This window comes from Trichococcus pasteurii (genome assembly GCF_900112935.1).
GTDB classification, from domain to species: Bacteria; Bacillota; Bacilli; order Lactobacillales; family Aerococcaceae; genus Trichococcus; species Trichococcus pasteurii.
Genome location: NZ_FONM01000029.1, coordinates 1 through 14514 on the forward strand (window position 1 = coordinate 1; position 14514 = coordinate 14514).

General features: G+C 46.7%; 12 protein-coding genes. 7 read left to right on the forward strand and 5 right to left on the reverse strand.

Going from position 1 to position 14514, the window contains the following annotated elements; translation table 11 throughout:
• The coding region (locus BM184_RS14555) for an ATP-binding protein (protein WP_177208693.1) at positions 1-275 on the forward strand (275 nt) is incomplete at its 5' end.
• A gap of 151 nt (positions 276-426) precedes the next feature.
• On the opposite strand, the gene BM184_RS14560 is transcribed toward BM184_RS14555, so the two are convergent.
• Entirely contained in the window at positions 427-1008 is a 582-nt protein-coding gene (locus BM184_RS14560) for a GNAT family N-acetyltransferase (protein ID WP_177208694.1), read from the reverse strand.
• A 136-nt stretch (positions 1009-1144) separates the two neighbouring features.
• Between BM184_RS14560 and BM184_RS14565 the strand changes: the two genes are divergently transcribed.
• On the forward strand, positions 1145-1708 hold the full coding sequence (locus BM184_RS14565; protein ID WP_086943996.1) for a P-loop NTPase family protein: 564 nt from the start codon (positions 1145-1147) through the stop codon (positions 1706-1708).
• Between the two features lie 22 nt (positions 1709-1730).
• Here BM184_RS14565 and BM184_RS14570 read toward each other — a convergent pair whose 3' ends face one another.
• Positions 1731-2543, reverse strand: a complete 813-nt coding sequence (locus tag BM184_RS14570; protein WP_159072203.1) for an AraC family transcriptional regulator — start codon at positions 2541-2543, stop codon at positions 1731-1733.
• A 1014-nt stretch (positions 2544-3557) separates the two neighbouring features.
• On the opposite strand from BM184_RS14570, the gene BM184_RS14575 reads away from it, so the two are divergent.
• Positions 3558-4961, forward strand: coding sequence for a hypothetical protein (locus tag BM184_RS14575; RefSeq protein WP_086943997.1), 1404 nt, complete (start codon positions 3558-3560; stop codon positions 4959-4961).
• A 217-nt stretch (positions 4962-5178) separates the two neighbouring features.
• Here the strand turns inward: BM184_RS14575 and BM184_RS14580 are convergent, their stop codons facing one another.
• The gene (locus BM184_RS14580; RefSeq protein WP_086943998.1) at positions 5179-7200 is read right to left on the reverse strand and encodes an ABC transporter ATP-binding protein/permease; all 2022 of its coding nucleotides are present in this window, start codon (positions 7198-7200) and stop codon (positions 5179-5181) included.
• A 105-nt stretch (positions 7201-7305) separates the two neighbouring features.
• The gene (locus tag BM184_RS14585) at positions 7306-7962 is read right to left on the reverse strand and encodes a TetR/AcrR family transcriptional regulator (protein WP_086943999.1); all 657 of its coding nucleotides are present in this window, start codon (positions 7960-7962) and stop codon (positions 7306-7308) included.
• Between the two features lie 159 nt (positions 7963-8121).
• On the opposite strand from BM184_RS14585, the gene BM184_RS14590 reads away from it, so the two are divergent.
• From BM184_RS14590 to BM184_RS15655, 4 genes are all read left to right on the forward strand, one after another.
• Positions 8122-9102, forward strand: a complete 981-nt coding sequence (locus tag BM184_RS14590; protein WP_086944000.1) for a lactate/malate family dehydrogenase — start codon at positions 8122-8124, stop codon at positions 9100-9102.
• A gap of 253 nt (positions 9103-9355) precedes the next feature.
• Entirely contained in the window at positions 9356-11164 is a 1809-nt protein-coding gene (locus BM184_RS14595; RefSeq protein WP_086944001.1) for a DUF4153 domain-containing protein, read from the forward strand.
• Positions 11165-11473: 309 nt separating this feature from the next.
• Positions 11474-12694 (forward strand): MalY/PatB family protein, encoded by a 1221-nt coding sequence (locus BM184_RS14600; protein WP_218151057.1) that lies wholly within the window; start codon positions 11474-11476, stop codon positions 12692-12694.
• A gap of 42 nt (positions 12695-12736) precedes the next feature.
• The gene (locus BM184_RS15655; RefSeq protein WP_256213173.1) at positions 12737-12865 is read left to right on the forward strand and encodes a hypothetical protein; all 129 of its coding nucleotides are present in this window, start codon (positions 12737-12739) and stop codon (positions 12863-12865) included.
• 325 nt (positions 12866-13190) lie between these two features.
• Here BM184_RS15655 and BM184_RS14605 read toward each other — a convergent pair whose 3' ends face one another.
• The gene (locus tag BM184_RS14605) at positions 13191-14510 is read right to left on the reverse strand and encodes an IS4 family transposase (protein WP_093365084.1); all 1320 of its coding nucleotides are present in this window, start codon (positions 14508-14510) and stop codon (positions 13191-13193) included.
• Positions 14511-14514 lie beyond the last annotated feature (4 nt).

Sequence of the window (14514 nt, forward strand, 5' to 3'; positions counted from 1 at the left end):
GTTTTGACAAGGTGAAGTTGGTTATCCTAGATGAGATGGGCTATGTGCCGTTCACTAAGGAAGGTGCCGAGTTACTCTTCCAGCTGATCAGTGATTGGTATGAAACGAAAAGTATCATCATCACCAGTAATTTGGAGTTCAGCCAATGGAATAAGGTGTTTATCGATACACGTTTGACGGCGGCATTGGTGGACCGCTTGATTCATCACGCACACATTCTAAGCTTCACCGGAGAGAGCTTCCGGCTCAAAAACGCTCTATCAAGACCAAAATAATCAGAGAAAAATTTCAGGCGCAAAGGTGTGTACTTTTTCTTTGCAATATTGTGTAGGAATGTCTTGCAAAACACATGTGCTTTATTTATAATATTTTTTTCATTATTTTTAAATAAATAGCGGGACTGCTTTACAAACGGCGACTGATTTTTTATTTGATAAAGGATATTCCTTTGAGGTCCCATTGCATATGGTCATAGACATGCCCGCTCAAAGTCCGTTCGGAAACTGTCCTGAAGCCGACTTTCTCATAGAGTTTTTTTGCCTGTAGATTGTCTTTTTCGCAATTCAGGCCGATGACGGTTTCACCCGCGGCCGAGGCGAGTGTCGGCAGTGCTTGCAGCAATTGGTAAGCGACGCCTTTTCCGCGGGCTGACTGCTTCGTCACGATGGAATCCAGATACCATTCTCCGGCAAATGTTTCGCTATCAGGGAAAAGCCTGGCTGCCGTGATGTACATCTTATCGAAAGCGGTCTGGAGTGCGGCATCGATGATAGGTTCGGACGCTCCCGGATAGCCGAAACAACAGCCGAGAATTTCGCCATTTTCTTCATAGACAAGGCCATTCCGGTAACTGAACCGGTAGACGTCCTCATGCATGGCCCGGACCATCGCGGTTTTCAGGACATCCGGCTCCAGCAAATCGAGCAGGGGCAATTCCATATCCACAAAGATTTCGTGGATCAGATCATACAATTCAGGACAGTCCTCTTTTTTTGCTTTGCGTATCATCCGCATCGTTCCTTTCAAGTTCTGTAGCTTCAGTATACCATGAGTTGCGGCGACGTATCAGTTACTGTTCACTGCATTTCTGCTGTGGTAAACTGAGCGATAGAAGAGGGAATCTCGTTCAAAAGGAGGGATCGGTTTGGCAAAGATGAAGGACAGCGGGAGTGAGAAGGCAATGAAACGGATCGTCGTCATCGGCTGCAGCGGATCGGGGAAGTCCACTTTTTCACGCAAGCTGCAGCAATTGACTGGCAATCCGTTGCATCATCTCGATAAAATGTATTGGCTGCCTGATTGGGAATTGCGCTCTGATGCGGAACAAGACCGGATCCAAAAAGAACTGGTCAAAGAAGAGAACTGGATAATCGACGGCAATTACCAACGGAGCCTGCCGATCAGACTGGAGCGTGCGGATACGGTCTTCCTTTTCGACTACCCAAGAAGGGTGTGCCTTTACCGCGCGTTGAAGCGGATCGTTTCGAACCGCAAACGGACCCGTCCCGATATGGGGGAAGGCTGCCCGGAGCGCTTTGATTGGGAATTTATTAAATTCATTTGGAACTTCAATAAAAACAACCGCCCGGGTTTGATCGCTTTGTTGGATCAGGAGCCTGACGGCATTACGGTCCATCATTTCCGCAAACCGCGCGAGGCGGCAAACTATTTGCGGGCATTGAATGAACAAAAAGAAGAAGCCGCATAAACAACGGCTTCTTCTTTTTGTGTTATTGGTTTCCTTGACGACGGTACTGTGAAGGCGTGCAGTTCGACAATTCCCGGAATGTTTTCGAGAAGTGTGACGGAGACTGGAAGCCAACCAAGTGTGCAATATCGGCGATTGCGATATTGGTGTTGCGCAACATTTTTTGCGCTTCATCGATACGGATATGGATCAAGTAGTCGATCGGCGACATGCCGACTTCCTGCTTGAAGATACGGATCAAGTAGAATTTGTTGATGTGGACTAGATCCACCAAGTCATCCAAAGTGATGTTCTTGTGGTAGTTCACTTTCATGTAATTCTTGACCGTTTGGATTTCTTTGTGGTTCTTTTTGTTCAGTGAGTTCCGGATCGAGAATTCTTCCAGACGCAACAAGTGGATCAGGATGATCTCGACGAAGCGTTTGCTGACCTCTTCGTAGCCTTGGTTGCGTGTGCTCATTTCATCCAGCAATAAATTCAGGAAGGTTGCGGTTTCTTTTTCACCGTCGTTGTGGCGGTAATAAGAGAAATCGCTTTCTGCATCCCCGATTTTTGAGAACTCAAGACCGTGGATACCGACTTCGATGATCTCTGCTGCTTTATCTCCTGTCAGGTCCCAATAGTACTCTACATTTGGATTCAATAAGATCAACTGATCTTTTGAAAGCTTTTCCGTCGTTTCTTTCATTATTAAAGAAACATCCCCTGATGTAACGTAGAAAAGTTTAACATAAGGGAATTTTTGGTAGTTTGTAGGTTGGGCGGCTGTGATTGTATTCTTTTCGGCGAGTACAATCTTCAAGGAGAGGTTTTTTATGTTGGACATGGTGTACATAGTAATCCTCCTAACGTAATCTATCTGATAGCAACGGTTCGACAATTTGAAAATTAATTGACTCAAATTCCATATCATCCGAACGAGCCAATAACAATAATAATATACTATTTTTATTGTTTGTCTAGTATATTTTAGCGAAATATAAAAATTTAATCCTTGTCATAAAAAGGCTTGTTTGTAACATGTATGTAATTTAATCTGACATGTACAAACTGTTGGCTAATGATGATAAGTTTATTGCACAAAGTATGTTGCCGTTAACGAAACCAATTTGTTGATGCGACACAGGGGGCAAATATTTTGCCATTAAAGCAGATGGATTAAGGAATCGGCTTTGCTCCTCCCAAACGAGGCCGATTGCAAAAAAGTATCAGGCTAAAGGGGTCACTATCCATTTTTGGCATACAATTTAATGGCCGCTTCAACATGGATTTTCGTTCCGGAGAAAACCGAATTGGCTACTGGTACATAATGGACAAAAGCTCTGGATTTGTTTATTAAAAATAGAGGGGGAAACAAAATAACTACAGTTAATTACACTTGGGAGTTTGTTTATAAGTGTTTTGGATGAAAATAAACACCTTAAATTCGCAATATAGCTGATGTAAAAATATTTGTTTTTTTGGATGCTGGTATTTCTTCTGATCAAAAAGTGATGGACGGGAAATAAAGGGAAGGGGTTCTTTCGGTAAAATCCTTATACATTGGGAATCCTCGGGTGCTGTAGCATGTTTGTATGCAGATATGACGAACGTCATTTCATGTATAGTATAGCACCATCACGTGAAAACGTCATTAAATAACTGAACATTTTTATATCAACTGAACGGAATTTGTATAAATTTCAATAAATTCTATGTAGGATGTTTGTTTCAGCTTTCAGGTAATCTAACAATTTTCAGTATTGGGTAGCTGGTTTGTCGGGTGCACGGCCTTTCTTTCTTCGTTTTATGAGCAATATGGTAAAATGGACTTAGAATTGTAAGGGATTACGGTCCGGAGGTGCAAAAGATGAAAGGTGATTACGATCTGTTTTTTGAGTATTACTGCGCGATTTATGATTATGTGCTGGCTGACAAAATCGCGGTGACAGAGCATACGTTGCATGATTTCCTGCATACGCAACAATACTATCGATTATCCCATGAAGCACAACGTTTCGCGAAGCGGTTTGCCGAAGAGGAAATTTCTGTGGATCGGCTGTTGCTGAACGAACAAGAAGCGCATGAGTGGTATCTCTTCTATTACAAACAGAATTTTCCAGCCGGATATCCTTTCAGTCATGCGAATCTGGAATTCATGGAGGGGGAGTATGAGCTGAAAGACTTTTCACCGATAATCGGGCCCCTCGGACACCAACCCTTGCATGCGGGGATTTTGCGGAAAAGAATGAATGAAGATTATCTTATTTTCCCCTATTTCAGGAATCAAGCGAAGTTGTCGCACCTCATTCTCAGACCTATTGTAAATAAATTAATGGCAGAAAATAAATATAATGTCAGGAAGGCGATTGAACTCGTTCAGTTGTTTGAATCCGAGGCAATCGGGTCGGACTGGGAGCCGATCCGAATCAAAACTCAGATGGAAGAAGTGTTGCGGCAACAGTTACATTATCGCGTCAGTTATTCTGACATAAAGAAACTGTGGCTGCAGATGATTTTTATCAGCTTCCGCTATGAAAAAGAAGAGACGAGCTACATCCAGTGGCAGCGTCATGATTATGCGGATACCGTACGGAAATTGGAGAATTTTGCGGCGGTTTTGGACGGTAATCCGGACATTCAGCTGACTGCCGAAGAAGGCGCGTTGCTGAAATGGGTCCGTTTCGTTGTTTTTCGTTCCCGTGGTATGCATGGCAGGGCGAAAGAAGAAGCGCATAAACTTCTGGAACGTGAAGAATTGGTGGTTGGCGCAAGCCGGCAGCCTTTATACAGCAAGTTGGACCTTGTGCCCGTTAACGATACTTATAAGGATTTGGTTGTCCGTAAACTGTCGATCGATTTTCGGGATATTTTGGTTTCCTATTTACTGGACAGCTACATAGCCGATCGGAAATATGAAGCAGCCTTCTTCCTGCTGCAGCAATCCGATCCTTATTTCAAGCATTTCATCCCCCGGTATTACCGCAGTGCAAACCGGAACAAATGGATGCCAGGGGAAGGCGAAATTTCCACTGAGCAGCTTTTCCGTGAGCAGTTTCAACGGGTGCGGATCGTCTTGGGGGATCATTGGGTTGATGCGTTGCACAAAGAGATAGAGGAAGAAGCGAAGGAAGGTATTACCTTGAAGAAGGACGCGTTTGATTGGTTGTTGCGTTACCTATACAACGTGATGAGCGTCTTCCATGAAATGCAGGAAAATGAATTGGCCGATCAGATGAACGCCTTTTATGCGCAAATCCGGCTTGCGGAATAAACCAAAAGAAGCAGCCGAAAAAATCCGGTTGCTTCTTTTGGTTTATTGTAGTGCTCGCCCCCCTACCCGCAATCCATCATATCCTGTAGTTGAGTTCTGAATCCTAGAGTTCTCCGCCTAACGCTGTTCAGGACCAAGCAGCCAAAAGCGGGCTGCTTGGTCCTGAACCTCGTTAGTGCTCAAACTCTGAGCTCAGGATTCATCACATCCTGTTTTTTTAATCGTGTCTTAGGGCTTCTACTGGGTCGAGGCGGGCTGCTTTTTGGGCAGGCATCAGGCCGGCTACCATGCTGATGATCACGCTGGTGACGATGCCGAATACCGCGAACGCCGGTGTCATATTCAGGATTGCCGTATCAAACAGTTTCTCCACAACAATGTTTCCGACAACGGTGATGAGGTAGGCGATGCCTACGCCCAGCAATCCGCTGAACAGACCGATCAGGAAGGACTCGGAAACGAAGATGCGGCGGATATCTTTCTTCCGGCCGCCGATCGCTTTGATGACGCCGATTTCCTGTGTGCGTTCGACAACGCTGATGTAGAGCACCGTCAAAATCATGATGGCGGAAACGAACAAGGAAATGCCGGCAACCCCGGAAAGGATGTAGGTGAAGATATCCAGCATCTGCGTGAAAGTGGAAGCCAGGGCATCCGCTGATGAACCGCGGTAACCCAAAGCGGCCACTTCATCTTTGATGGCTTGGGTATTTTCAGGATCGTCGGATACCAAGTAGACAACATTCGGCTCCACGTCCAGATTGTTTTCTGCGGTCAAGGTCTCGAAGGATTCGGTTGACATATAAACAGATTCGAACGCTCCGATGGCTTGGCCGGCTGAATAGATGCCGCTGATGACATAATTTTTTTCCAACGATTCACCGTCTATGGTAACATCCACGGTGACTTCTTTGCCGATGGCTTCTTCCGCAGTGCCAGCCAGCTGGTTGGCGACACCTTCTGTGATCAGGATTTCGCCTTCTTCAGGGAAAGCCCCATAGAGGATGTTGGAATCGGTCATGCCGGAGGTTGTCCCGAAGTTCATGAAGGCATATTTTTCACCTTCATAGATGACGTTGTCGCTGCCGATCGTAAGCGAAGAGTAGGCCAGATTGACTTCTGCCACATGCGGGATGTTCCGCAATTCCTCCAGGTTCTCTTCTCCGAACGGATCGGATTGCGTCACCCCGGCAGGCGGACCCGATGGCGCGGATCCGGCAGGGATTTCTGCCCCGGCAGGAGTCCTGATCATCATGGATGAATCGGCGTTCTCGCTATTGTTGGTTTCGATGACGATTGGCATCCGCACTTCACTGACGAGCGGATTGACGTTTGCGTTCATCGTTTCGGTCAGATAATCATTGACGCCTTCGCCCAAGGACAGCATCACGATGATGCTCATGATGCCGATGCTGCCGCCAAGCGCGATCAGGATGTTTCGGGCCAACTTTTCCTTCATATTAAGAAGGGCCAAACGGATCGCCGCAAAAAAAGTGAGGTTTTTGCTCTTGCTTTTTTGCTGCAGTTCAAACGCATTCTCGTGCAAGGCGATTTCGCCTTGATGGATATCGCCGATGATTTTTCCGTCATCGATCGTGACGACACGCGTGGAACGGGCCGCTACTTTCTCCGAGTGGGTGACCATGATGACCAACTTGCCGGTTTTGGCGATGTCCTGAATGATGTCCAAAACCTGGTCTGTCGTCTGTGAGTCCAAGGCTCCGGTAGGTTCATCGGCAATGATGATATCCGGGTCGTTGACCAACGCGCGGGCGATTGCCACACGTTGCTTTTGCCCGCCGGATAACTGGCTGGGTTTCTTTTTGTATTGGTCGTCAAGGCCAAGCTGCTTCAGGACTTCTCTCGCCCTTGCGACCCGCGTTTTTTTGTCGACGTTCGAAAGCGTCATCGCCAATGTGACGTTATCCAGCACGCTCAGGTGGGAAACAAGATTGAAACTCTGGAAAACGAAGCCGATCTTTTCTTTGTGGTAATTCACGAAATCTTTTTCCTTGAACGTGCTCATGTTTTGGCCGTCAATGGTTATTTCGCCTGAGAACTGGCTGTCCAGACCGCCCAACAGATTCATCAAGGTTGATTTACCGCTGCCTGACTCGCCGACGATTGAGACCAATTCGCCTTTATCCAAGGAAAGGTTGACGTCCTTGAGTGCCTGGAAATCTTCCGATCCGCTGATTGGGTAAAATTTATTCAGATTTTTTAGTTCGACAAAAGCCATAGTTAGGGGATGCCTCCTTATTATTTTAAAATAAATGCCGATGAGTGAGTATTTACTCACCGTGTGATTAGTCAAGTATAGCGATTCGGGAACGGGCTGTCAATGCTACTGCTTATCGGGACTGAGGCCTTTGACGATCTGTTTGGTCAGATAAGCGATTTCGGCTTCTTTGTCGCGCTTCGCATCCGTGAAAAGGACGTAGTGGGTCAAGTGATTGCCGAACAGGATGCTCATGATGAATTGCCAAATGACTGGATTAGGCCAATCGACGATTTCGTTTTTGTCTTTGTAGCCGTCGAGGATCGCATAGATGCCTTCTATCAAGTCCTTTGGGATCATGCTGATGAATTCTTTGTAACGCTGTTTGTCGTACATCATTTCGCTGATAAAAATTTTGCCGGATTGGAAATGTTCTTCCGGCATCATAACATCCTTGCGCACAATGAATTCCACGAACCGCTCAAATGGGGCATTCTCTGCAGAATTGCGGAACTGCTGCACTTGGGTGAGTGCCTCAGCTGAGATGATATCGCGCAGAATCGGGAAAATCGTAGCGTAAAGCAAGTTTTCCTTGGTCCCGAAATGCTTGTAGATGGTCCCTTCGGCAACATTGGCTGCTTTTGCGATATCCTTTGTGCTGGTGTTGGAAAATCCTTTCGTCGAGAAAAGCACGACGCAAGCATCCAGTATGTCCTGCATCTTTGGCGACAAACCCTCTTTACTGCGAATTTTTTGTTTTAAAGCTTCCACAAACTTTTCCATTTAACGTATGCTCCTCTTGGGTGATGTTGCTTCCATAGTACTCGGACCGGCGGATTATTGCAAGCCGGCATCCTGACTTGATATCATTCGCGAAATACTTATGATAAACCGCCGAAAAGATGCTAAGATGAAAGTATGATGAGAACTGGAGGGGAAAAGATGCATAAAAATAAACTTGTTGTGGTGGGCGTGGGTCACGTAGGCTCGTATGTGTTGGCGGATGCGATGAAATTGAGATTATTTGCGGAAATTGCCACGATCGATATCCTGGAGAATGTTGCCCATGGAGAGGCTTTGGATCAGGCGCATGCGACCGCGTTGACCTATATGTCCAATGTGGATGTACATGCCGGGGATTACTCCGATTGCGCGGATGCGGATGTCATTATCATCGCTGCCGGCCCGAGTGTCCTGAAGGATGACAACAATCCGGATGCCATCCCGGATCGCGCCTCTTTGACCGGTAAAAACGCGGCGGTCATCCGCGAAGTGATGGCCGGCATCACCAAATATACGAAAGAAGCGATCATCATTCTGATCACGAATCCATTGGACACGGTGACTTATATCGCAGCCAGCGAATTCGACTATCCGGAAGGCCGGATCTTTGGGACCGGCACGATGCTGGACTCGGCACGTCTGCGGAAAGTGATCTCGCAACGTTATGGTGTGGATCCTAAGAGCGTGACTGGCTATATGATGGGCGAGCACGGCTTTACCGCCTTCCCGGTGGTGAGCCGTTTGGCCATAAACGGCATCCGCTATGATGAGTTCGGAACTTATTTCCCGGAAGTGGAGACGTTGGATCCGGAAGCGATCGGGGCAGCGGTAGTGAAGTCGGCCTATGATGTGCTGAATGGGAAAGGCTGGACGAATGCCGGGGTTGCGCAATCCGCCATCACTTTGGCGCAAGCGGTCCTATTGGATGAAAAGAGCATCCACCCGGTCTGCACGATTCTGCGCGGGCAGTACGGCCATGACGGCGATGTGGCTTTGAGCATGCCGTGCCTGATTGGCCGGAACGGCGTGGAAAAACAATTCGGGGTCGCTTTGGATGAGTGGGAAACCGCCAAACTAAATGCTTCCATCGACTATATCCAATTGGCGATGAAGGATGCGAAGACGGGGCCATTCAAATAATAAGCAAGAAGGGCATAGCGGAAAGCTATGCTCTTTTTTGAGTGAAGGATTATTTGGCACGCCCCCCTTCAAGGCACCGCAAAATTTGACAAAGGTGCTCCTGGATACCCATAATTAAGATAAGCAAACTGTGCGATTTCATCGGGAATGCAATAGCATTAGTGCGGGTGCAAAGGATAGGTGCAGGAAGGGGGAAGTCGCGGAAAAAGAGGATGCTATACTATCATCCGAATGCCTGAAGGGAGTGGCAAAAATGAAATTCAAAGACGCATTTTGGAAAGCCTATAAAGGAATGGGGCGTTCCATCAGTCGTTATCCACTGACCGTGCTTTTTTTGATCGCGGTCGCAGTGTTGAACAGCTTCATGATTGAAAACCCACGCGAGGATTATGCCCGCTATCTGTTCACTTTTTTGGTGGGAGCCATGCTGAGCATCGTCGGCCAAATGGTTTATGAACGTTTCTTTACGCAACTGAATGCCCGCTATCTGCTGATGGGCGGAGCGGTGCTGCTTACGACCGGCTATTACTTCGCGGTCGGACCGCAGACACTGTATAACATCGCCATCAGCGTCAAAACCGGTGTGGCGCTGTTCGCTCTTATGATTGCTTTTATTTGGATACCATCGATCAAAAGTGTGAAGGTGCCTTTCCACCGGAGTTTCTTATCGGCTCTGAAGGCCTTCTTTACGACCGTGCTTTTTTCAGCAGTATTGACAGCCGGTATCAGTGCCATTTTTTATGCTACTGATTACCTGCTCTTCAATCTTGATTTCAAAATTCTCACGCATCTTATGAATATCGTCGGTTCCTTGTTCGCGCCGATCTATTTCTTGTCGATGACGCCGCTTTATCCGGGCAAACGCGAAGAAATGATACCGGATGAGGCGTGGGCGAAGCGCGGGGAAACGCTGGACCGCCAATTTATGGTGCCGCGCTTCCTGGAAATTCTGATTTCCTACATCATCATCCCTTTGACGGCCATCTATACTTTGATTCTCGTGATCTATGTCGTCATGAATATCGGAGGGGAATTCTGGACAGACAATCTTTTGGAGCCGTTGCTTGTTTCCTATGCGATCATCGTCATCATCGTCTATATCCTCGCCTGCAATATCAAGAATAAATTTGCCGATCTGTTCCGCAAGATTTTCCCTAAAATCCTGATTCCGATCGTCGTTTTCCAGACCATCGCCTCCTTCCTGAAAATCAGGGAGATGGGCGTCACGCATGGCCGCTATTATGTCATCCTATTCGGCATCTTCGCGACGATAGCCGGTGTGATCTTCAGTTTCATGAAACCGAAGCATAACGGCTTGATCGCCATCGCCTTGCTTACATTGTCGGCCATTTCCATCATCCCGCCAATCGATGCCTTTACCGTCAGCAAGAACAACCAAATCAGCTTTTTGGAACGTAAATTAATAGAAAATGATATGCTGGTGGACAACGCCATCGTTCCGAAAAGTGATGTTTCCCTCAGCGATAAGATCGTCATCACTAAGGTCGCTTCCTACATCGACAACATGGGCTACAACAAAGAGGTGGCCTACCTGCCGAGCGACTTCAATGTCTACAGTGATTTCACTGACACCTACGGTTTTGACATGACCTACTCCGAAACGGATTATCCGCAAGGTGAAGGCGAATTCGTCTACCTGAATTGGGATGCCGATCCTGTAGTCGGGATATCAGGCTTCGATATTATGCTCCACCAGTATCTCTATTACTCAGTAGCGGAACCGGGTTCGTTGGAAAACACAGATTTTGAGGCCAATGGGCAATCCTATCTGCTGGAGAAAAAAATAGTGGATGACTATTATGTGCTCACGCTGAAGGATGCGGCAGGGGATGAGTTGCTCGCTTACGATACAAAAGAATTGTATGATGTGATTTTCGATGAGGCCGCAACTTCCGGCTTCGATAAAGGAAACTTGACGGTCGAGGATGCGACGATCACTACTGAAAATGATCAGATCAGAATGAATATTTTGGTCAATTCCTTGGAACGCACAGCCGATTTCACCGGAGGGGATCTTTACCTCTTCATTGAATTCAAGTAAATAAGAATCAAGCTAGAATGCTTTCAAAGCCCCGGATGCGTGAATAAAGCGCATCTGGGGCTTTTATATTTATTTTTCAGCGAATGAACATGTGAGGAAAAGCGACACATAAAAACAGTGATTGCATAAGGGCTTGGGGATGGAGTTTAATGTCATGTGAGGTTTTGTGACCGGATTTGTTATGGTAAATTAGACATTGGCCAAAAAACCCCTTATAGTTAGTGTCGTAATTGAAATGCACCCGAAAACGAGGTGTTGATCCGACTCTTGTGTGATTAAAACTTACACGAGTGGGAAGGGAGAGATAATATGGTGTATGGAATGGAGATTGAAGGAAACAAAAAAATATATGATTTCGAATCGATCATCAGCAGAAAAGACAAAGGCTCCGTGAAGTGGCAACAGATGTATCAATGGATGCCGGATGTAGCGGATGATGTGGTGCCTCTTACGGTTGCGGATATGGAGTTCAGGACTGCGCCTGAGATCACCAAAGGGCTGCAGGAATATTTGGAAGACAACGTATTGGGCTACAGTGTACCCACCGAAGGGTATTACCAAGCAGTCATCGACTGGCAACGGCGTCGGCATAGTTTTGAAGTGGAAAAGGAATGGATCCTGACCAGTCCTGGTGTCGTTTCTGCATTTTATGCAGCGGTCAGGGCCTATACCCAGCCGGGTGAGGGGGTCATCATCATGACGCCGGTCTATTATCCTTTCTTTGGAGCCATCGAAAATGCGGGGCGGAAAGTCGTCCGGAATCCGCTCTTGAATCGCGCTGACGAATACACGATCGACTTCAAAGGGCTTGAGCACCTCTGCCGTAAGAAAGAGAATAAACTGATCATTTTCTGCAGCCCGCATAATCCAGTCGGAAGGGTGTGGACGGAAGAAGAGCTGGGGCGTTTAGCGGATATCGTCCTTCGTTATGACATGATCATTGTCGCAGATGAAATCCATCATGACTTGACCATGCCTGGCTACGAACATAAGGTTTTCCAGACGCTTTCCCATGCGGTGGCGGAAAGGACGATTACCTGCACGTCGCCCTCCAAAACATTCAATCTGGCTGGGCTGTGCACTTCCAATATCATCATCAAAAACGAGACTTTGCGGAAGAAAATGTCCGATGCGCTCGGAAGTGTCTCCTGCGGTATGGTGGGGACGTTGGGGCTGGAAGGCTGCCGGATCGCCTATAATGAGGCGGAACAGTGGCTCGATCATCTGATTCCGGTCATCGACAGGAACCAACATCTGGTGCGCGATTTCTTCGCCGCTAATTTCCCTAAAATAACCGCACCCTTGGTAGAGGGGACTTATCTGCAATGGGTAAACTTCAAAGCGCTGGGATTATCGGCGGAAGAATTGGAACGGTTCATGCGCGAGGAAGCGCAGTTCTTTACCGATGAAGGCTACATCTTTGGGGAAGAGGGCGAAGGCTATGAGCGCATCAATCTTGCGGCGCCGACCAGAGTGATCGAAGACACGCTGAACCGTCTAGGGGAAGCTTTGTACATGATTTATCGTTGACCAGTAGGACGTGCGTTTTATCGTGAAGGAGGGAGCATCAATATGAAAAACTTCATAAAATGGGAATCCGTTGTCCGTTATTTCACCGGAAAGAAAATTCAAAGGGCAAAGAAACCAAAACAAGCAGAAGAAATCAGGGAAGCTTCCATCATCACTGCGGCAGTCGACTAGTTTCGGACAAATCCGCAAGCGGAATGCACCAAGCAAGGGTTTAATGGCACATGATTCATTGAAGAATACGGAACGCAGTTGACTGTCAATGTCATTAACTTAAGGATATTGACAAATAAGAGACAGTGGAAATGGGAGATAAATTCTCTCATTTCCACTGTCTCTTTCTTTTCTGACAATCCAAAGCACGACGAAGCAAGGCAACTCCATGAAGAAAGTCGCCCTAATAACTTCATCCCCGGATTATTATAACGTGGTTCAACAGGGAAACCTTGATTTATCAAGCTTTAAATGATCCCCGTTGTAATTTTATAGGGAATCCAAGTTAATATGTGTAACGATAAGATCGTCTGGATTTGTTCACCGGAGTCTTCCTTTTGGCCGCCCTATGTGGGCGGACGGGGACAAGGTGCTTGGTAAGCAACGCACTCATTTGTTCAAAACTTTCTCTCCGTTGTTCGCGTGTTTCACTCATGAACGATCGTATGAAATAGGTTTTCACGATTCCGATAGCGATGCTGAGATTTTGCTTCATTTCATATTTATAACGCTCTTGGGGGATTGCTCTTGTTTCGCTCACTTCGATTAAATGAAGCATTGTCAGGTTGTACAACCAAACACTACAATAAATGTCCTGAAGAATCAGCCGTTCCCGAATGCCACTGAACTCCTCTAACTTCATCCGGTTTTTCAGTACGTTGTAGGCAGTTTCGATTCCCCATCTCAATCGGTACACTTCATTCAAGTCGTCGGATGAAAATTCTGCGGGTGTTAGGTTCGTCAAAAGGACTTCGTCCTCTATCTTCTCGCTATCCTGCTTGCGAAGCGGGATTTTTACAAAACGCAAGGGATAAACCGTGCTCATCAAGGTCGCCCGGAAAATTCGGTCATTCCGGTAGTCGTCTGTCTGGGCTCTGTCAAAGGTGACTTCAAAGGTTTTATCTTGCCCGACAGATAGCTGACTGGAATATCGTTTTAATTTCTGGTGATCCATTCTCATCACAAATTTCTGCCCGTCCTGAATCAGTTGATGAACCAGGCGCAACGAAAAATAGCCGCGATCAAACACGGTAATGGTTGGTTGCCGCAGCGTTTCTTTCAATACGTGGAGGTGCTGCGAAGCCGAATCGCGCTCGCTGCTCTTGTACGGACCGACAAACGTGTCAATCACCAATTTGTTGATACAATCATAAAGCAAGGAGACGGAGGCCATCACCGGATTGGCGGATGCCTTTGCATTAAGAGCCACACCATATTTCTTGGCGTTTTCCTCCGTGGAGGGCAGGATGATGTCAGAGCCGTCTATCGCGGTGACAATGTAGCCGTTCAGCTTGACCAATTGGTCATCGTTTTCTTCATAAATCATGGACATGTAGTCAGTCATCATCAACCGGATAGCTTTGGGGTTATAGTTCATTCGGACCTTATAAAAAGCGACGGTCGAAATGTCGAGCGGTTTCCTCTGATTATCGTAGAAATTTAATAGTTCACAAAATTGGGAGTTCCCCTTTTGCGCAAACATTTGAAGCATCAATGTGAGCGGGGTCGTTTTCCTTTTTCGGGTAAAAGCTTGTGGGTTCCCTTCGCGGATATCTTCCAGATAAATCGTTTGGGCTTCTTCAATATATTCCTGAAATACCGTCAGTTGG